At 67.3% G+C, this 18540-nt stretch carries 15 protein-coding genes; 8 read left to right on the forward strand and 7 right to left on the reverse strand.

Annotation, left to right across the window (positions count from 1 at the left end; all coding sequences use genetic code 11):
• Positions 1-15: 15 nt before the first annotated feature.
• Positions 16-1629 carry an ATP-binding protein gene (locus G5A07_RS01955; RefSeq protein ID WP_019336430.1) on the reverse strand — a complete coding sequence of 538 codons (1614 nt, stop codon included), beginning with the start codon at positions 1627-1629 and terminating at the stop codon, positions 16-18.
• 405 nt (positions 1630-2034) lie between these two features.
• Here G5A07_RS01955 and sucC point away from each other — a divergent pair, with 405 nt between their 5' ends.
• The 3 genes from sucC to G5A07_RS01970 all read left to right on the forward strand — a co-directional run bounded on the left by sucC (position 2035) and on the right by G5A07_RS01970 (position 5959).
• A complete protein-coding gene (gene sucC / locus G5A07_RS01960) occupies positions 2035-3204 on the forward strand; it encodes an ADP-forming succinate--CoA ligase subunit beta (RefSeq protein WP_004154430.1) in 1170 nt (389 codons plus the stop codon).
• 20 nt (positions 3205-3224) lie between these two features.
• Positions 3225-4100: a succinate--CoA ligase subunit alpha gene (sucD, locus tag G5A07_RS01965; RefSeq protein WP_005410793.1), complete on the forward strand. Its 876-nt coding sequence runs from the start codon at positions 3225-3227 to the stop codon at positions 4098-4100.
• Between the two features lie 224 nt (positions 4101-4324).
• Positions 4325-5959, forward strand: coding sequence for an NAD+ synthase (locus G5A07_RS01970; RefSeq protein WP_191862531.1), 1635 nt, complete (start codon positions 4325-4327; stop codon positions 5957-5959).
• A 120-nt stretch (positions 5960-6079) separates the two neighbouring features.
• Here G5A07_RS01970 and G5A07_RS01975 read toward each other — a convergent pair whose 3' ends face one another.
• Together G5A07_RS01975 and G5A07_RS01980 are read right to left on the reverse strand one after the other, a co-directional pair.
• Positions 6080-7279: a lipase family protein gene (locus G5A07_RS01975; RefSeq protein ID WP_191862533.1), complete on the reverse strand. Its 1200-nt coding sequence runs from the start codon at positions 7277-7279 to the stop codon at positions 6080-6082.
• Between the two features lie 190 nt (positions 7280-7469).
• A complete protein-coding gene (locus G5A07_RS01980) occupies positions 7470-8357 on the reverse strand; it encodes an outer membrane protein assembly factor BamD (RefSeq protein WP_029379759.1) in 888 nt (295 codons plus the stop codon).
• A gap of 113 nt (positions 8358-8470) precedes the next feature.
• On the opposite strand from G5A07_RS01980, the gene rluD reads away from it, so the two are divergent.
• Genes rluD through G5A07_RS02000 form a run of 4 tightly spaced genes read left to right on the forward strand, consistent with a single transcriptional unit; the run spans position 8471 to position 11169 of the window.
• Positions 8471-9460, forward strand: a complete 990-nt coding sequence (rluD, locus tag G5A07_RS01985; protein ID WP_191862535.1) for a 23S rRNA pseudouridine(1911/1915/1917) synthase RluD — start codon at positions 8471-8473, stop codon at positions 9458-9460.
• A complete protein-coding gene (gene pgeF / locus G5A07_RS01990; RefSeq protein WP_191862537.1) occupies positions 9460-10230 on the forward strand; it encodes a peptidoglycan editing factor PgeF in 771 nt (256 codons plus the stop codon). Before rluD ends, pgeF begins: the two co-directional genes overlap by 1 nt.
• Before the next feature lie 20 nt (positions 10231-10250).
• Positions 10251-10757, forward strand: coding sequence for a DUF4166 domain-containing protein (locus G5A07_RS01995; protein ID WP_191862539.1), 507 nt, complete (start codon positions 10251-10253; stop codon positions 10755-10757).
• Complete coding sequence (locus G5A07_RS02000) at positions 10732-11169, forward strand: thiol-disulfide oxidoreductase DCC family protein (protein WP_109814729.1); 438 nt, start codon at positions 10732-10734, stop codon at positions 11167-11169. The genes G5A07_RS01995 and G5A07_RS02000 overlap by 26 nt, the downstream gene beginning before the upstream one ends.
• Before the next feature lie 124 nt (positions 11170-11293).
• On the opposite strand, the gene otsA is transcribed toward G5A07_RS02000, so the two are convergent.
• The 4 genes from otsA to G5A07_RS02020 form a co-directional block, all read right to left on the reverse strand.
• On the reverse strand, positions 11294-12658 hold the full coding sequence (gene otsA / locus G5A07_RS02005) for an alpha,alpha-trehalose-phosphate synthase (UDP-forming) (protein WP_043402878.1): 1365 nt from the start codon (positions 12656-12658) through the stop codon (positions 11294-11296).
• Complete coding sequence (locus G5A07_RS02010; protein WP_191862541.1) at positions 12655-14436, reverse strand: glycoside hydrolase family 15 protein; 1782 nt, start codon at positions 14434-14436, stop codon at positions 12655-12657. The genes otsA and G5A07_RS02010 overlap by 4 nt, the downstream gene beginning before the upstream one ends.
• 39 nt (positions 14437-14475) lie before the next feature.
• The gene (otsB, locus tag G5A07_RS02015) at positions 14476-15234 is read right to left on the reverse strand and encodes a trehalose-phosphatase (RefSeq protein ID WP_010481547.1); all 759 of its coding nucleotides are present in this window, start codon (positions 15232-15234) and stop codon (positions 14476-14478) included.
• Between the two features lie 166 nt (positions 15235-15400).
• Complete coding sequence (locus G5A07_RS02020) at positions 15401-17836, reverse strand: TonB-dependent receptor (RefSeq protein WP_191862542.1); 2436 nt, start codon at positions 17834-17836, stop codon at positions 15401-15403.
• Positions 17837-18051: 215 nt separating this feature from the next.
• On the opposite strand from G5A07_RS02020, the gene G5A07_RS02025 reads away from it, so the two are divergent.
• Positions 18052-18534 carry a DUF3574 domain-containing protein gene (locus G5A07_RS02025; RefSeq protein ID WP_010481551.1) on the forward strand — a complete coding sequence of 161 codons (483 nt, stop codon included), beginning with the start codon at positions 18052-18054 and terminating at the stop codon, positions 18532-18534.
• The last annotated feature ends 6 nt before the right edge of the window (positions 18535-18540 follow it).

The raw sequence follows: 18540 nt of genomic DNA on the forward strand, positions 1-18540 counted from the left end.
CGCACAGAATGGGAATCAGGTGGGCAACAGCGTGTGCGGGCCGGGCAGCACCAGGCGGAAGCAGGAGCCGCCTGCCGGCACCGGGATGTAGTCGAGCCGTGCCTGGTTGGCGCGGCACAACTCGCGGGCGATATACAGGCCCAGGCCGGTGCCGTGCTCGGAGGTGGTGAAGAACGGACGGAACAGCTGTGCGGCTACGCTCTCGGGAATGCCGGGGCCGCGGTCCATCACGTCGATCACCGCGCTGCGCTCGTGCTGTGCCACGCGCAGGCGCACCCGCGCCGGCTGCTGGCCGATGCGGCCGTACTTCAATGCGTTATGTACCAGCACGGTGAGCACCTGGTACAGGTGCTTGGTATCGACCTGCGCCATCACCGCCGTGTCGCTGATGATCGGTTCGATGCTGTCGGTTTCCAGCGTCTGGCCCTGCTTGTACTCCAGCACGAAGCGGCGCACGAAGGCGACCAGGTCGACGTTCTCGGGCGTGGCGCGTTCGCGCCGTGCCAGCCCCAGCACGCTCTCGACGATGCCGTTGGTGCGTTGGCACTGCTGGCGGATGATCTGCAGCAGGCGGCGGTCACTCTCGTTGAAACCGGTGCCTTCCTCGAGCAGCTGCACGGCGTAGTTGATCGCCGCCAGCGGGTTGCGGATTTCATGGGCGAGGCTGGCCGAGAAGCGGCCCATTGCCGACAGGGTGAGCGATTCGGCGCGCCGGGAGACCACGCTGGAATCGTCCAGGAACACCAGGGCCAGCTCGCTGCCGGCCAGCAGGCGGGCGAAGCGCGGTTGCACTTCCGGCTGGTCGGGGTTGAGCTGCAGCGGCAGTTCGTCCTGCGCCCAGCCGTTGCGCCAGCGCTGCAGGCGGCGCGCCAGTTCCGGCGCGGCGCTGGCCAGATCCAGGCGTCCTGTCTCACCGATGCCGTCGTTGTCACCGAGCAGCATCGAGGCCGCTTCATTGGCCAGGGTGATGCGGTTGTCGGCGTCCACCACCAGCACGCCGGTGCGCATGCGGCGGATGATCAGTTCGTTGATCTGGAACAGGTTGGCCACTTCGTCGCCGCGCTGGTTGGCCAGCTGCTGGTTGCGGCGCGCGCGGTTGCCCACCTGGTAGCTGATGAAGGCCAGCGCCAGGTAGCTGGTGGCGAACATGGCCAGCTCGGCCAGCGTGCGGGTGGGGTCGCCGCCTTCGAGCACCTTCCAGAGGTATTCGGTACCGGTGGCCAGGCTGGCGACGATTGCCAGGCCCAGGCCCCAGCTCAATGGCAGCAGGGTGGCGGCAGCGGCGATGTTGAACAGCAGCGACATCGAGATACCGGCGCTGGCACCGGGCAGGGCATGTGCCAGCAGGGTGGCGGCGATGATGTCCACCAGCACGCTGCTGACCACGATCGGGCGCAGCCAGCGTTCGTTGCGGCCGATCGCCAGGGCCAGCAGCGACAGCAGCAGATAGATGGCCGCGACGGTATCGGCCAGGCGCGGGTGATGGGCCTCGCCGACCATGCCGGACAGGGGGCTGTAGAGCAGGCCGGCGATGACCGCGGCGATCAGCACCCGGTACAGCGCGAAGAAGTACAGCTCACGCCGCGGAATCGATTCGATGCGGTCGATCAATGAAGCACTGGGTGACACGCCGGAACTCCCCTTCTGGCTGCCTGGGTCTGGAATCTGCGGCGGTCCTGCCTGGCATCCCCTGAAGCCGGGCGGGTACGTCGCTTCTCTGTGGCCTGCGGTGGAAGCAGCCGGGCAGGCCCGCCACTACACACCTTGGTTGACCAGTATAGGGCCCCCGGCAGGGCGCCGCCGGAGCCGCCCGGATCGCGCATTTGGCCCGCCGTGGATACCGGTGGCCAACGGCGGCCCGGGCGCAACTGCCTGAATGGCGGTGGAAATCTGGCCGGGTCTGGCGTTTTGTACAGACTTCTTTGCGCCCCGGCGCTGGCTCGGCCACAATAGTGGGCCCGCCGCGGTCCATGCCGGCGCCCCGCCGGGGCCCTGAGGAATTGCGTGCGGTCGTTCCTATTCCCACGGTGACGCATGAATTTCCACGAATACCAGTCAAAACAACTGCTTGCCGAGTACGGCATCCCGGTCCCGGCCGGCAAGGTCGCTGCGACCCCGGACGAAGCGGTTGCCGCTGCCAACTCCCTGGGCCAGGGCCCCTGGATGGTCAAGGCGCAGATCCACGCTGGCGGCCGCGGCAAGGCTGGCGGCGTCAAGTTCTGCAAGACCACCGACGACGTGAAGGCCGCTGCGGCCAAGATGCTCGGCACCAAGATGGCCACCTACCAGACCGCAGGCGTTGAACTGCCGGTCAACCTGGTGCTGGTGACCACCGCCGGCGAGATCGTCAAGGAACTGTACCTGTCGGTGCTGGTCGACCGTGGCACCAAGACCATCACCTACATCGCCTCTTCGGAAGGCGGCGTGGAAATCGAGCAGGTCGCTGCTGAAACCCCGGAGCTGATCCACTCGCTGAACGTCGACTTCGTCGAAGGCGTGCAGGGTTACCACGGCCGTGATTTCGGCTTCAAGCTGGGCCTGACCGCCAAGCAGGCCGGCCAGTTCGCCAGCATCATGGTGAACCTGTACCGCCTGTTCAACGAAAAGGACCTGGCCCTGGTTGAAATCAACCCGCTGGCCATCCTGGACGACGGCAACCTGTACGCCCTGGACGGCAAGTTCGACAGCGACGACAACGCCGCGTTCCGCCAGAAGGCCCTGGTCGCCATGCGCGACAAGACCCAGGAAGATCCGACCGAAGTGATCGCTTCGGAGCTGGACATCAACTACGTCACCATGGACGGCAACATCGGCTGCATGGTGAACGGCGCCGGCCTGGCCATGGCCACCATGGACGTCATCAAGCTCAACGGCGGCGAGCCGGCGAACTTCCTGGACGTGGGCGGCGGTGCCAACAAGCAGCGCGTCATCGAAGCGTTCAAGCTGATCCTGTCCTCGGACAAGGTTGAAGGCATCTTCGTCAACATCTTCGGCGGCATCGTCCGCTGCGACATGATTGCCGAAGGCATCATCGCCGCCGTGAAGGAAGTGGGCGTCAAGGTTCCGGTCGTGGTGCGCCTGGAAGGCACCAACGTGGAAGAAGGCAAGCAGCTGCTGCGTGACAGCGGCATGGCCATCATCCCGGCTGACAACATCAACGATGGCGCCAAGAAGATCGTTGAAGCTGTCAAGAACGCTGCCTGATTCGACACCAAGGAATTCCCATGTCTGTTTTGATTAACAAGAACACCAAGGTGATCGTGCAGGGCTTCACCGGCCAGCAGGGCACCTTCCACGCCACTCAGATGATCGAGTACGGCACCCAGGTTGTTGGCGGCGTGACCCCGGGCAAGGGTGGCACCACCCATATCGACCTGCCGGTCTTCAACACCGTTGCCGACGCCGTGCAGAGCACCGGCGCCAACGCTTCGGTCATCTACGTGCCGCCGCCGTACGCGGCCGACGCGATCCTGGAAGCCGCTGCTGCCGGCATCAAGGTCATCGTCTGCATCACCGAAGGCATCCCGGTGCTGGACATGCTGCGCGTCAAGAATGTGCTGACCCGTTCGCATCCGGACACCGTGCTGATCGGGCCGAACTGCCCGGGCGTCATCACCCCGGGTGAGTGCAAGATCGGCATCATGCCGGGCCACATCCACCAGCCGGGCAAGATCGGCATCGTGTCGCGTTCGGGCACCCTGACCTATGAAGCGGTCAAGCAGACCACCGAAGTCGGCCTGGGCCAGTCCACCTGCATCGGCATCGGTGGTGACCCGATCAACGGCCTGAACTTCGTCGACTGCCTGAAGCTGTTCAACGAAGACCCGCAGACCGAAGGCATCATCATGGTTGGCGAAATCGGCGGTGACGCCGAAGAAGCCGGCGCCGAGTACATCAAGAACCACGTGAAGAAGCCGGTCGTCGGTTTCATCGCCGGTGCGTCGGCTCCGGCCGGCAAGCGCATGGGCCACGCCGGTGCGATCGCCTCGGGCGGCAAGGGCACGGCCGAAGGCAAGTTCGCCGCCATGGAAGCTGCCGGTGTCGTCACCGTCCGCTCGCCGGGCGACCTGGGCGCTGCCATCGCCAAGCTGGTGAAATAAGAACGACTGCCTCTGGCAGCCGATTCTGTAGAGCCGAGCCCACGCTCGGCTTGCTTTGGAAAAGCCGCCCTCGGGCGGCTTTTCTGCGTCTGGCGGCCGCCTGGTCGGCCCATCCACGCATGGCGTGGATCTACTGAGCCAGGGCTGTCCACGCAGTGAGCGCGCCCGGCGCGCGCATGGCGCAGCGCTACAATGGCGGCATTGCAACCACAGGCTGGATTCCCATGGCTTCGATCCGCATCGCGATGGCGCAGTTCGACTTCCCGGTCGGCGATGTCGCCGGCAACACCGAGCGCATCATCGAGATGATCGGCCAGGCGCGCGACGAGTACGGCGCCGAGCTGGTGATGTTCCCCGAGCTGGCGGTGAGCGGTTACCCGCCGGAGGACCTGCTGCTGCGCCCGGGCTTCCTGTACGAGTGCGAGCAGGCGATGACCCGCATCGCTGCCGCCTGCCGCGGCATCACCGCGGTGGTCGGCTGGCCGCAGGCGGCGGGCGCGGTGGTCTACAACGCTGCCAGCGTGCTGCGCGATGGCCTGGTGGAGCAGACCTACCGCAAGCGCGAGCTGCCGAACTACGCGGTGTTCGACGAGCGCCGCTACTTCGATGTCGATCCGGATGGCGGCAGCTGCGTGTTCGAGGTCAACGGTGTGCCGATCGGCCTGCTGATCTGCGAGGACCTGTGGTTCGCCGAGCCGTTGGCCGACACCGTGCGCGCCGGCGCGCAGCTGGTGGTGGTGCCGAATGCGTCGCCGTACGAGCGGGGCAAGCATGCCCAGCGCGATGCGGTGCTGGCCGCGCGCACCCGTGAGAGCGGGGCGGCGATCGCCTACCTCAATGTGGTCGGTGGCCAGGACGCGCTGGTGTTCGATGGCGCCTCGGTTGTGGCCGATGGCGACGGTACCGTGCACCCGGCCGCCGCCGCCTTCGTCGACCAGTGGCTGGTGGTGGAGTACGACGGTGAAACCCGCCGCTTCATGCCGCATGTGTGGATGGACGATGGCGACGAGAGCATGGACGCGCTGGCCTGGCGTGCCGTGACCCGTGGCATCCAGGACTACTGCCGCAAGAACGGCTTCAAGAAGGTGTGGCTGGGCCTGTCCGGTGGCATCGATTCGGCACTGGTGCTGGCCATGGCCGTGGACGCGATGGGCGCCGAGAACGTCACCGCCGTGCGGTTGCCTTCGCGCTATACCGCAGGCCTGTCCAATGACCTGGCCGCCGAGCAGTGCCAGGCACTGGGCGTGAAGCTGGAGGCGGTGTCGATCGAGCCGGCGTTCAAGGGCCTGATGGAATCGCTGGCGCCGATGTTCGAGGGCACCACGCCGGACGTGACCGAAGAGAATCTGCAGTCGCGCAGCCGTGGCGTGATCCTGATGGCGCTGGCCAACAAGTTCGGCGGCCTGCTGCTGACCACCGGCAACAAGAGCGAGTACGCGGTCGGTTACGCCACCATCTACGGCGACATGTGCGGTGGCTATGCGCCGTTGAAGGACCTCTACAAGACCGAGGTGTTCGGGCTGTCCAAGTGGCGCAACACCGTGGGCGGCGCACCGGTGATCCCGCCAGCGGTGATCAGCCGCCCGCCGTCGGCCGAACTGCGCGAGAACCAGCTGGACCAGGATTCGCTGCCGGCCTATGACGTGCTGGACGGCATCCTGTACCGCTATATCGACCAGGAGCAGTCGCGCACGGAGATCGTGGCGGCCGGTTACGACGCGACCGTGGTCGACCGTGTGCTTCGCCTGGTGCGCATCAGCGAGTGGAAGCGGCATCAGGCCGCGCCCGGGCCGAAGGTCTCGCGCCGGGCGTTCGGCCGTGAGCGTCGTTACCCGATCAGCAACGGCTACAAGGGCTGAGGCCCGGTCCAGCAGACGACAGGGAGTGCCGGCCGATGGCCGGCAACCCGTTGGCCCTCTCCGGTGGGTGCGGACCCTGGTCCGCACGATGGTCGAAGATCATCCACGCATGGCGTGGATCTACCGGGCTTCGTCGAGCAGCTGTTCGAGGCCGGCGGTTTCCGCAGTGTCGCTGAAGTGGCCGCCCTCAAGCCGTGCACGCACAAATGCCAGGCCATCCGCCGCCGCCGCATCCAGCGTGCCGCGGTGGTCGACCGGGTAGCGGCGGAACGCGACCGGCTCGCCTCGCAGGGCCAGGCCTGCGGCGTACAGCAGCGTGGTCAGATAGGGCACATCGCGGTCCGCGCTGCCATGGCCCAGCATCAGTGGTTGGCTGAAGCCGCGGCGCGGTACGCCGAGATAGTCGTACAGCACCGCCCAGATGCCCGGCACGCTGGTCAGCGGTGCAGTGAACATGCTGCCGGTATCCGCACCGTCCAGGGTGGCGGCCAGTTCGCCCAGGCACTGCTCACGTGCCGCTGCCACGCGGGCGCGGCCGGTGTCGCTGAGGACGCGGTCGATCTGCGGCGCGACCTGCAGCAGGCCGTCGAGCAGATACGCGTGATACGCGTTGACTGCACCGGGATTGGGGCTGCGGTTGTCCGGTTTCATCACCAGCGCGGTCAACTCCACTGCCGTGGGCGTACCGGTGGTGAAGCTGCCACGGTAGTGCAACGCCGGCCCTCCATGGGTGGGGGCGATGTGGCCTGCCGTGAGCGCGGCGGCACCACCCTGCGAATGGCCGACCGATACCCAGCGCGGCGACAGCGCGTTGCCCAGGTACTGGCGGCTGGCTTTGACGAGGTCGATGGCGTTGCGCGCGGCAGTGCGCACATGCAGATAGGCATGGTCACCTGGACTGCCAAGGCCCTGGTAGTCCGCAGCGACCACCGCATAGCCCTGCGCCAGGAATTGATCGAGGAAGCGCCCGTCGCGTTGGGGTTGGTAGGGGCCGGACACCGAGGGCGCACAGCGATCTGCGATGCCCTGGGTGCCATGTGCCCAGGACACCACCGGCCAGCCGCCTGCAGGCGCCGCGCCGGCGGGTAGGTACAGCAGGCCGGTGCCTTCGGCCAGCTGGCCGCGATGATCCGGGGTGCGGTAGTGCAGCTTGTAGGCCTGCACGGCCTTGGACGGCACCCATGACGCGCGATAGGGGGCAGCAGACAGCAGGTCGCCCGGTGCAACCGGTGCGGCGGCCAGGGGGCCCGGGGACAGCGCCAGCAGGGCAGTGGCGAGGAGGCCGGCGAGATGGCGGAAACGGCGGGGTAGTGGGGTCATGAGGCGCTCCTTCACGGCCGGGATGGCCGTTGCGCCGCAGTGTGGAGGGGCTCGCCCGCGCCGATTGGGACCGGCGTCGCATCCGCCGGGGATTCGTAGAATTCCTAGTGTCGTGGTCCATGGGCGCACGAACCCTCCACGCATGGCGTGGATAACCGACAAAGAAAAGGCCCCTTGCGGGGCCTTTTTCTTATTTCTTTTCCAGTCGCGCGTTGCGCTGGCCGGTGCTGGCGGACTTCTCGCCAGCGAACGGGTTCAGCTTGCGGATCATCCACGGGTACTTCGGCCACTTGCCTTCCAGCCACGGGTGGTCCGGCTGGTTCAGCTGCAGGACGCGGCGGGCGTCGTCGGCCAGGGTCTTGTTGCCCAGGTGGGTGTAGGAATCGGCCAGGACGGCGACGGCGTCGTACTGGAACGCGCTCTGCGGGTAGGTTTCCAGCAGGTAGTTGGCGCGGCCGGCGGCCGAGACCCAGGCGCCGCGGCGCATGTAGTACAGGGCGTTGTCGAGCTCGTGCTGGGCGAACACGTCACGCAGCTCCAGCATGCGCTGGCGCGCATCGGCGGCGTACCGGCTGTTCGGGTAGCGGTCCACCACGATGTTGAAGTCCGAATACGCCTGGTGCGGGGTGGACAGATCGCGGCGGCTGGCATCCAGTGACCATACGCGACGAAGGAAAACCGTACTGCGATTGGAGTTGGCCAGGCCGCGCAGGTAGTACAGGTACGCGATGTTGCGATGGGTCGGGTAGGTACGGATGAAGCGGTCGATGCTGGACACCGCGTCATCGTGCTTGCCGGCCTTGTACTGGGCGTAGGCGGTCTCGATCATCGCCTGCTCGGTGTATGGGCCGTACGGATACTGGGCCACCAGGCGGCGGAAGCTGGCTTCGGCGCCGCTCCAGTTGCCACCCTGCATCAGCTTGTGGCTCTTCTCGTACAACTGTTCGACCGGCGTCCCTTCATCGGGGCGATCGCCCTTCTTGGCACCACGGTGGCAGCCGGTGGCGGCGATGACCAGCACCAGCAGCAGGGCGGTGAGGCGGACGGGCGCGGAGAGCATGGCGGAGCGTCGGATCATGGGGTCGAGGCGGGACGCGGCTGGAATACGAAGGGTCGATGATAGCCTAGTGTCCTGTCCAGCGACTGAAACCGGCCGCCGGGACCCCAAAATTTCAAAGAATGCCCCCTGCCATGTCTGAACAACCCTCTGAATCGGCCCGCCAGGCCATCGTCCCCGACACCGCTGCCGGCCGCCGTTTCGACGCCGTCGTGGCCGAACTGTTCCCCGAATACTCGCGGTCGCGCCTGACCGAGTGGATCAAGGCCGGCGAGGTCCTGCTGGACGGCGCCCAGGTGCGCCCGCGCGATCCGCTGCGCGGCGGCGAGGTGGTGACCCTCAACGTGGTGCTGGAAACCCAGACCGACGCCCAGCCGGAGGACATCCCGCTGGACGTGCTGTTCGAGGACGAGCACCTGCTGGTGATCAACAAGCCGGTGGGCCTGGTGGTGCACCCGGGCGCCGGCAACCACAGCGGCACCCTGGTCAACGCCCTGCTGTTCCGCGACCCGTCAGTGGCGGTACTGCCGCGCGCGGGCATCGTGCACCGCCTGGACAAGGACACCAGCGGCGTGATGGTGGTGGCCAAGACCCTGGAAGCGCAGACCGCGCTGGTCGAGCAGTTGGCCGCACGCGACGTGCACCGCCAGTACCTGGCCATCGTGATGGGCGCGCTGGTGGCCGGCGGTACCGCTGATGCCCCGATCGACCGCCACCCGCGCGACCGCCTGAAGATGGCCGTGCGCGAGGACGGCAAGGAGGCGATCACCCATTACCGCCTGCGCGAGCGCTTCCGTGCGCACACCGCGCTGGAGTGCCGCCTGGAAACCGGCCGTACCCACCAGATCCGCGTGCACATGGCGCACGTGCGCCATCCGATCATCGGCGACCCGCTGTACGGCGGTGCATTGAAGCTGCCCAAGGGCGCCAGCGACGAGCTGGCGGCCGCGCTGCGCGGCTTCAAGCGCCAGGCCCTGCACGCCGAGACGCTGGAGTTCACGCACCCGATCACCGGTGAGCCGGTGCGCAACACCGCGCCGGTGCCGGACGACATGCTGCACCTGATGAAGGTGCTGCGCGAAGACAGCGAAGCCTTCGCCGCGCGCGAGCGGGACCGCTGGTGATGGCTGCCGCGCTGCCCTTGCTGCAGGCGGACTGGCCGGCGCCTCCGGGCATCCATGCGCTGACCACGCGCCGGCACGGTGCGGGCATTTCGCCGGCGCCGTTCGCGCAGTTCAACCTGGGCAACCGGCACGCGGCCGATGGTGATACCCCCGCCAATGTGGAGCACAACCGCCAGCTGCTGCAGCAGGGGTTGGCGCTGCCGTCGGCCCCGCACTGGCTGCGCCAGGTGCACAGCAGCACCGTGCTGCGCTTCAGCGCGCCGCCGGTGCCCGGCGCCAGCGAACCGGTGGCCGATGCCGCGGTGACCTCGGTGCCGGGCGTGGTGCTGGCGATCCTGACCGCCGACTGCCTGCCGGTGGTGTTCGCCGCCGCCGATGGAAGTGAGGTGGGCGCGGCCCACGCAGGCTGGCGTGGCCTGGCCGACGGCATGCTGGAGGCCACGGTGGCCGCCATGCAGACGCCGCCGGCGCAGCTGCGGGCCTGGCTGGGCCCGGCCGCCGGACCGGCCGACTACGAGATCGGCGAGGAGGTCTACCACGCCTTCGTCGGCCATGATCCGGCCGCCGAAGCGGCGTTCGTGGCGACGCGCTCCGGTCACTGGAAGGTGGACCTGTTCGCGCTGGCCCGCCAGCGCCTGCAGGCGGCGGGCATGGACCCGGCGCAGGTGCATGGCGGAACGGTGTCGACCATGGCCGATCCGGACCTGTATTCGCACCGGCGCGACCGTCGTACCGGACGCATGGCGACCCTGGCCTGGATCGCGCGCTGACCCCGCCGCTGTTCGCGCGTGTGCTGGGGCCGGCCTTCGCCACGCTGGCAGGACCGGTGCAGGCGCTGCATGCCGCGCCGTTGCCCTGCCGCTACGTTGGGCAGGCGCGGATCGAGCGGGGACGGCACTGGCTGGTGCCGCTGCTGGCTGCGTTGGCGCGGTTGCCGAAGGACGGTGAAGCGCTGCCGACCGAAGTGGCGTTCAGTGCACACGGGCAGGGCGAGCAGTGGGCGCGGCGTTTTGGCCGCTGGCCGATGGTGTCGCGGCTGTGGGCGCATGAGGGATACCTGCGCGAGCAGTTGGGCGCGGTGCGCTTCGAATTTCATCTGCAGGCCCGCGAAGGTGGCATCGACTGGTCTGTGCGGCGGGTCTGGGCCTTCGGGCTGCTGCCGCTGCCGAGGCGCTGGTTTGGTGGCGTGCGTTGCCGCGAAGCCTGGCAGGGTGAGCGCTACACTTTCCTGGTCGATGTGACGCTGCCCTGGGTGGGAGCTCTGATCCGCTATGAAGGCTGGCTCGAACCGCAGTGAGGCCGCCGCCGAGGTTGGCAGCGCGGTGATCGTATTCGATGGCGTATGCGCGCTGTGCAACCGCTGGGTGCGCTTCCTGCTGCGCTTCGACCGCAGGGGGCGCTATCGCTTTGCGGCGATGCAGGGCGCACAGGGTAGCGCGATGCTGCGCGCGCACGGGCTGGACCCGCAGGACCCGATGTCGTTCCTGCTGCTGGACGCGCAGGGCGCCTGGACCGATACCGATGCGATCCTGCGCGTGCTGGCGGGGCTGGGCGGCGCCTGGCGTTTGAGCGGCGTGCTGCGGGCAGTGCCGCGCGGCTGGCGTGATGCCGCGTATCGCGCGCTGGCACGCAACCGTTACCGCTGGTTCGGGCGGCATGACGCCTGTTACCTGCCCGCACCGGAGCAGGCCGCGCGGTTCCTGGATTGATCGCCTGTCTTCTGTAGAGTCGAGCCATGCTCGACTTGCTTTTTCTCCTGCCAGTAGCAGTCGAGCATGGCTCGACTCTACAAAACGCAGCCGAGCATGGCTCGGCTCTACAGGAACGCGTGCTTCAGCCTTCCAGCGCGTCGAGGTAGCTGCGGCGCCAGTGGTTGATGTCGTAGGTGCGCAGGTGATCCATCATCGCGTGCCAGCGCTCCTTGCGCCTGCTCAGCGACATCGTCGCTGCCGTGGCGATGGCGTCGGCCACGCCGTCCAGATCATGTGGGTTCACCAGCAGCGCCTGCTTCAGTTCGTCGGCAGCGCCGGCCAGCAGTGACAGCACCAGCACGCCGGGATCCTCCGGGTCCTGCGAGGCCACGTACTCCTTGGCCACCAGGTTCATGCCGTCGCGCAGCGGCGTGACCAGGCCGACCGCCGCCGCCCGGTAGAAGCCGGTGAGGGTGGCATGGGTGAAGTTCTGGTTGACGTAGCGCAGCGGCGTCCAGTCCGGCTCGGCGTGGCCACCGTTGATGTGGCCGGCGATCTGTTCCAGCTGGCTGCGCAACTGCCGGTACTCGGTGACATCGCCGCGCGAGACCGGCGCGATCTGCAGGTAGGTCAGCGAGCCGCGCTGGTCGGGGTGGCGCTCAAGATAGCGCTCGAAGCCGAGGAAGCGCTCGGGCAGGCCCTTGGAGTAGTCCAGGCGATCTACGCCGATCGCCAGCTGGCGGTCACGCAGGCTGTTGCGCAGATTCTTCACCGCGGCCTTGGTGGCGGCGGTGCCGGCCTGGCGTGCGATCAGCTCGGTGTCGATGCCGATCGGGAAAGCCGCCGCACGGAAGCGGCGCCCGCCCGGTGCTTCCAGCTCGCCGTTGTCGAGTACGCGGCCACCACCGAACAGGCGCAGGTAGGTCTGGAAACGATCGGCGTCGCGCTGGGTCTGGAAGCCGACCAGATCGTAGGCGTACAGCGCGGAGAACAGTCGCAGGTGGTCGGGCATCGCCTGCAGCAGGTCGGCCGACGGCATCGGGATGTGCAGGAAAAAGCCGATGCGGCAGCCGATGCCGCGCTCGCGCAGCAGTGCGCCGAGCGGGATCAGGTGGTAGTCGTGGATCCAGACGATGTCATCCTCTCGCAGCAATGGCGCGAGCTTGTCGGCGAACAGCGCATTGACCTTGTGGTAGGTCTCGCGGGTGCCGCGGTCGTAGTCGACCAGGTCCAGCCGGAAGTGCAGCAGTGGCCACAGCGTGCGGTTGGCGAAACCATTGTAGTAGCCATCGACTTCGCGCTTGCTCAGGTCCATGGTGACGTAGTCGATGTCACCGTCCTTCTGCCGGTGCAGCGTGCCGCTGCCTTCCTTTACGGTCTTGCCGCTCCAGCCGAACCACAGGCCGCCGCGCTCCTTCAGGGCGGCCAGCAGGCCGACCGCCAGGCCGCCTGCGCGGTTCTCGCCGGGCACGGCCACACGATTTGATACCACGACCAGGCGACTCACGATGCCTCCTGCCAGGACCGCGACAGGCGCATCGCGGCGGTGATCAGGCCGACGTGCGAATAGGTCTGCGGGAAATTGCCCCAGGCCTCGCCGCTGTCGAAGGCCAGATCCTCCGACAGCAGGCCCAGGTGGTTGCGCTGCTTCAGCAGCAGCTCGAACATCTCGCGTGCTTCGTCCATGCGCCCGATCGCCGCCAGCGCATCGATGTACCAGAAGGTGCAGATGGTGAAGCTGGTTTCAGGCTCGCCGAAGTCATCCGGTGCGACATAGCGGTACAGCGAATTGCCATGCTTGAGGTCGCGGCCGATGGCATCGACGGTGGCGATGAAGCGCGCGTCCATCGCGTCGATGAAGCCGATGTCGGCCAGCAGCAGCAGCGAGGCATCCAGCCGATGGCCACCGAAGGTATCGGTGAAGTGGCCCAGCTCTTCGCTCCAGGACTCGGCCATGATGCGCGCGTGGATGGTGTCGGCGCGCTCGCGCCAGTAGCGCGCGCGGTCATCACGCTTCAGGCGCACGGCGATCTTGCACAGGCGGTCGCACGCCGCCCAGCACATCGCGCTGGTGTAGGTGTGCACTTCGGTGCGGCCGCGGAATTCCCACAGGCCGGCATCGGGTACGTCGTGCAGGGCGAATGCCTGTTCGCCCAAGGGTTCCAGGCGGGCGAAGGTGTGCGCATCACCCGGGTCCTGCAGGCGCCGGTCGAAGAACAGCTGCGTGGAGGCCAGCACCACGCTGCCGTACACATCGTGCTGGCGCTGCACCCAGGCCAGGTTGCCGCGGCGCACCGGTCCCATGCCACGGTAGCCGGACAGGCTGGGCACTTCGTCTTCATCCAGTTTGGCCTCGAAGCCGATGCCATACAGAGGCTGCAGCGTGCCGTCGGTGGTGGCCAGGTTGAAGATGTAGCCGAGGAACTGTTCCATCGTGCGCGTTGCGCCGAGGCGGTTCAGCGCACGCACCACGAACGCCGCATCGCGCAGCCAGCAGTAGCGGTAGTCCCAGTTGCGCACGCTGCCGGGGGCTTCTGGAATGGAGGTGGTCATTGCCGCGATGATCGCGCCGCTGTCCTCGTACTGGCACAGCTTCAGGGTGATCGCACTGCGGATCACTGCATCCTGCCATTCCAGCGGAATGGACAGGTAGCGCACCCACTCACGCCAGTAATCGCGGGTGCGCTGGAAGGCTTCCTGCACATAGCCGCTGATGGAGCGGTTGAGCGATTCGTCCACGCCCAGGATCAGGTGGATGGGATGGTTGAGTACGAACGGCAGGCCGTCGCGCACGAAGCGCACCGGCACGTCGGTGGTCAGCCGCAACACATGCTCGGGCAGGATCCAGCGCACGTGGTTGCTGCCCCAGGTGGACTCCGGCACGCGCGCGCCCCAGTCGGCCAGCGGGCGTGCGCGTACGGTGATGCGCGGGCTGCCGGCCAGCGGACGCACCTGGCGGATCAGGCTGACCGGGCGGTAGAAACGGTCGTTCTGGCGCCAGCGCGGGGCGAAATCGAGGATTTCCAGCTCGCCACCGTGCGCGTCGCGCAGGACGGTGCGCAGGATCGCTGTGTTGGTCAGGTATTCCTGCTCGCTGCTGGCGAAGTCCTCCAGCTCGATGGCGAAGTCGCCACCGGTCTGCTGGTTGGGACCGAGCAGGGCACAGAAGGTGGGGTCGCCGTCGAAGGTGGGCAGGCAGCTCCAGACAACGCGGGCACGTTTGTCGACCAGGGCGCCGAAGCTGCCGTTGCCGACCACGCCCAGATCAAGATCAGGTTGGGTCATCACGCGGTACATCTCGGTTGCGGCCGTGGGGTGGCCGGGTCAATAGGCATTCTCACGCAGCCAGGCGTGCACGCTGCGTATGTCGGGCAGCGCGAACACCGCCTTGCTGGGTTCCCGCTCGCCCACCAGCACGCTCCAGCCATGCTGGACGTTGGCGGCGTCGAAGCCGAATTCATCGGTGAGGTCATCACCGAGGAACACCGGCAGGCGGCCGCGGAACGGCAGGTACTGCATCATCCGGCGCACGGCACGGCCCTTGTCGGTGCCGACGGGCACGAACTCGACCACATGGTCGCCAGGTTGCAGGCGGTAGCTGGCACGGCCGCGCACGTGGCGGTCGGCGAAGGCGCGGACATCGCTGGCGGCATGCGGTGCGCCGCGCCAGTGCAGGGCCAGCCCGACGCCCTTGTCTTCCACCAGCACGCCGGGATGCCCGTGGGCAAAGCGCATCGCCTGCTGGTGCAGCGCGTGCAGCCATTCGGCGGTGTCGTCGTCGTGTTCGTCACGCAGCACACGACCATCCTGGCCACGCAACTCATGGCCGTGCAGGCCGGCGGCAGGCAGTTGCAGGGGAGCGAACAGTTGATCCAGCTGTTCAAGCGGGCGACCACTGACCAGTGCCACGGCACCTTCCAGGCGGTCGCTGATGCGGCCGATGGCTTCACGCACATCCGGCAGAAGCTGCACGGCATCCGGGCGCGCAGCGAATTCGATCAGGGTGCCGTCGACATCGAGGAACAACGCGCAGGCGTCGTCCAGCAATGGCGGTGGCGGACGCAGGGGGAGCGGTTCAGCCATGACGCCCAGCTTGCCAGCGTGGGCGTGTACGTGGGGTCGAGGGCAGGCTACGGCCTTGCTTCGGTGGGTGCCGACCGTTGGTCGGCACAAAGGGTCAGCCTGCATTGAACCCAGGCAGTGCGGACCAATGGTCCGCACCCACCCAAGGCAATTACACCCAGAGCAATCAGAAGGTATAGCGGACGCGGCCGTAGTAGTACGCACCGTTGCTGCCGATCGGCGACAGCACGTCGTACGGCAGGTTGCCGAAGTAGTGGATATCGCTGTTGGATCGATCCGGGTAGTTGTCGGTCAGGTTCTGGCCGCCGATGGCCACGCTCCACTGCGGGGTGATGCGGTACTCCACTTCTGCATCCAGCTGCCACTCAGCCTGGTAGGTCTGGCGCGGGATGTAGCCGTCACCGAAGTTGAACACGCGGGTGGCGCTGCCATAGCGGTTCACGCGGCTGCTCAGCGACCAGTGGTCGTTGCTCCAGGCCGCCGAGAAACTACCGCGCGTGCGCGGCGTGGCGTCGCTGAGCGTGTTGGTCTCTTCGATGCCGAACAGCACGTAGTCCGGGTTCAGTGCCCGCAGCTGCGCGGGCGTGGCCAGCACGTTCTTCAGCGTGGTCTTGGTGTAGGCGTAGGTGCCGGTCAGCAGCAGCTGGCCATCGCCCAGCGACTGGCGCCAGTTGGTCACCAGTTCGGCGCCGCGGGTGCGGGTGTCGGCGGCGTTGACGAAGAAGCTGGCGCTCTGCAGGCCACTGACGCCGTAGTTGGCGGCCACATAGTCGGTCAGTGCGTCGCCAGTGATGCTCTCCGACAGCGCGATGCGGTCGTCGATGTCGATCTGGAAGAAGTCCAGCGACAGGTCGAAGTGCTCACCGATGCGGCTGGTGAAGCCCAGCGAGGTGTTGATCGATTTTTCCGGCTTCAGGTCCTGCGCACCCAGGCCGCGCGCGATCGGATTGTTGACCGACAACAGGCGGCCCTGCACCAGCTGGCCGCCAGCGTTGTAGCCGGTGGAAGTGGATTCGTAGCCGATCTGCGCCAGCGACGGCGCACGGAAGTTGTTGGAGATGGCGCCACGCAACGCGAACGCCGGGGTGAATTCGTAGCGCAGGCCGAGCTTGCCGGTCAGTTCACCGCCGAAATCGTCGTTGTGCTCGTAGCGCGCGGCCAGATCGGTAGAGAACTTCTCGCCGAACTGGCTGGACAGGCTGGCATAGGCGCTGGCGACATCGCGCGACAGGCGCGCCGCATCCTGCGGGGTCAGGCCGCCACCGGCCTGCGAACCGGTCGGGCGGTCGGTGTACGGGCCGGCCGCATAGCTGGCCGGGTCGCCGGGACGGGTCTGGTAGCGCTCATGGCGCGCTTCCACGCCCAGTCCCAGGGTGTGGCTGATGCTCTCGCTCTGGGTGAACACGCGACTCAGATCGAGGTTGCCCACGGTCTGCGCGTATTCGTAGTCAGCGGTCTTGAAACGGGTCGGGCTGGTCGGGCCCAGCGAGGCGTTGAGCGAATCACGCAGGCGGTAGGTGAAGTCGTTCTGGCCATGATCCAGGCTGCCGTCGTAGCTCCATTCGCCCCACTGCCCACGCACGCCGGCCACGGCCTGCACGTCGCGGTTCTCGCCTTCGGAGATCGGCCGGTAGCCATTCGGATAGACCTGCTTCCAGTTGGCATCGCCATCGGGGTAGCGGAAGTAGTTCGCGCCTTCGGTATCCCGCTGGTTGAAGGTACCGAATGCGTAGAACGTCGAGGTCTGGCCCACCGGGATCTCGGTGTTCAGCCACAGGTTGATGTCCTTGCTCTTGCCATCGCCCAGCACGTAGTTGCGCTTGCCCTGCAGCGCCAGGTTGCCCGGGGTCTGGTCCCACGGCGGAATCTGGTCGAAGCCGGCGCGGTTGGTGCCGTTGCGGTGCTTGTATTCCAGGCCGACGCGCAGGAAGCCACCGTCTTCGCCCAGCGAGGTGCCGACCTTGGTGCTGATGTTGCCGGTCTGGCCGTCGGTGAGGGTGCGACCGATCGGCTTGAGGTCGGTGTGGTTGGCACCGTAGCTGGCCTCGATCTCGCCGCCGTCGCCGCCGTTGTCGAGGATCACGTTGATCACACCGGCCACCGCATCCGAGCCGTACAGCGCGCCGGCACCATCGCGCAGCACTTCGATGCGCTTGATTGCACTGACCGGAATCGAGTTGAAGTCGACCGGGGTGGTGCCCTTGCCGATCTTGCTGTCGGTGTTGACCAATGCAGTGTGGTGGCGGCGCTTGCCGTTGACCAGCACCAACACCTGGTCCGGCGACAGGCCACGCAGCTGTGCCGCGCGCACGTGGTCGGCGCCGCCGGAGTTGGACTGGCGCGGGAAGTTGAACGACGGCAGCAGCGCCTGCAGCGCGCTGCCCAGTTCACCGTTGACCACGCCGGCCTTGCGGATGTCCTCGGCGGTGAGCACGTCCACCGGCGAGGTGGATTCAAGCACGGTGCGGTCGGCGGCGCGGGTGCCGGTGACGATCACCGTGTCCAGGTTGGTGGTGTCCTGGGCCAGGGCCGGGACGGCGGCGGAGGAAAGCGCGAGGGCGATGGCGAGGCCGAGCGGCGACGCGGGCAGGCGGATGGACATGGGGGCTCCAGCAACAACGACGGCGGGGAAGGGGAGAGATAGTTTCACTTACATCCATCCGGATGAAGCGATATATTATCTTCGCGTGATGGCCGGTGCCGATGCAAGCCCCTGCCGGCCCGGCATGAGTTGATGCCCTGCTGGCATCAGCACGCCGGGCCGGTGGCGCTGTACGCTGCCGGCTCGCCTTGTCCCCCTTCCCCGGAGCTGTACCGATGAAACACCTTGGCCTCGTCTTCGCCGTGCTGCTGGCCACCAGCGGCTGCGCCAGCCTTTCTTCGCAGGCGCCCAGCGCCTATGCCACGGCCACCACCGCCGAACTGAAGGGCGATGCCGCACGGCCGTCCGCCGGCCATGGCTGGGTGCGCAGTGAGCTGTACTTCGGCGTGGGCGAGGAGCAGGGTGCCGGCAACCGCCCGCAGGCCGACACCATCAGCGAGGCGCAATGGCGCACGTTCCTGGACAAGGAAGTGACCCCGCGCTTCCCGGATGGCCTGACCGTGTTCGATGCCTACGGCCAGTGGCTGTTCCGCGGTGATGCCGCGCCCAACCGCCTGCGCACGAAGGTGCTGGTGGTGCTGCACGAAGACACTCCGCAGCGCCGTGCCGATATCGAAGCGATCCGCCTGGCGTGGAAGCAGCAGACCAAGCATCAATCGGTGCTGTGGTCGCGGCAGCCGGTCGAGGTATCGTTCTGAGTTGAA

This window comes from Stenotrophomonas sp. AS012628 (assembly GCF_010608305.1).
GTDB classification, from domain to species: domain Bacteria; phylum Pseudomonadota; class Gammaproteobacteria; order Xanthomonadales; family Xanthomonadaceae; genus Stenotrophomonas; species Stenotrophomonas geniculata.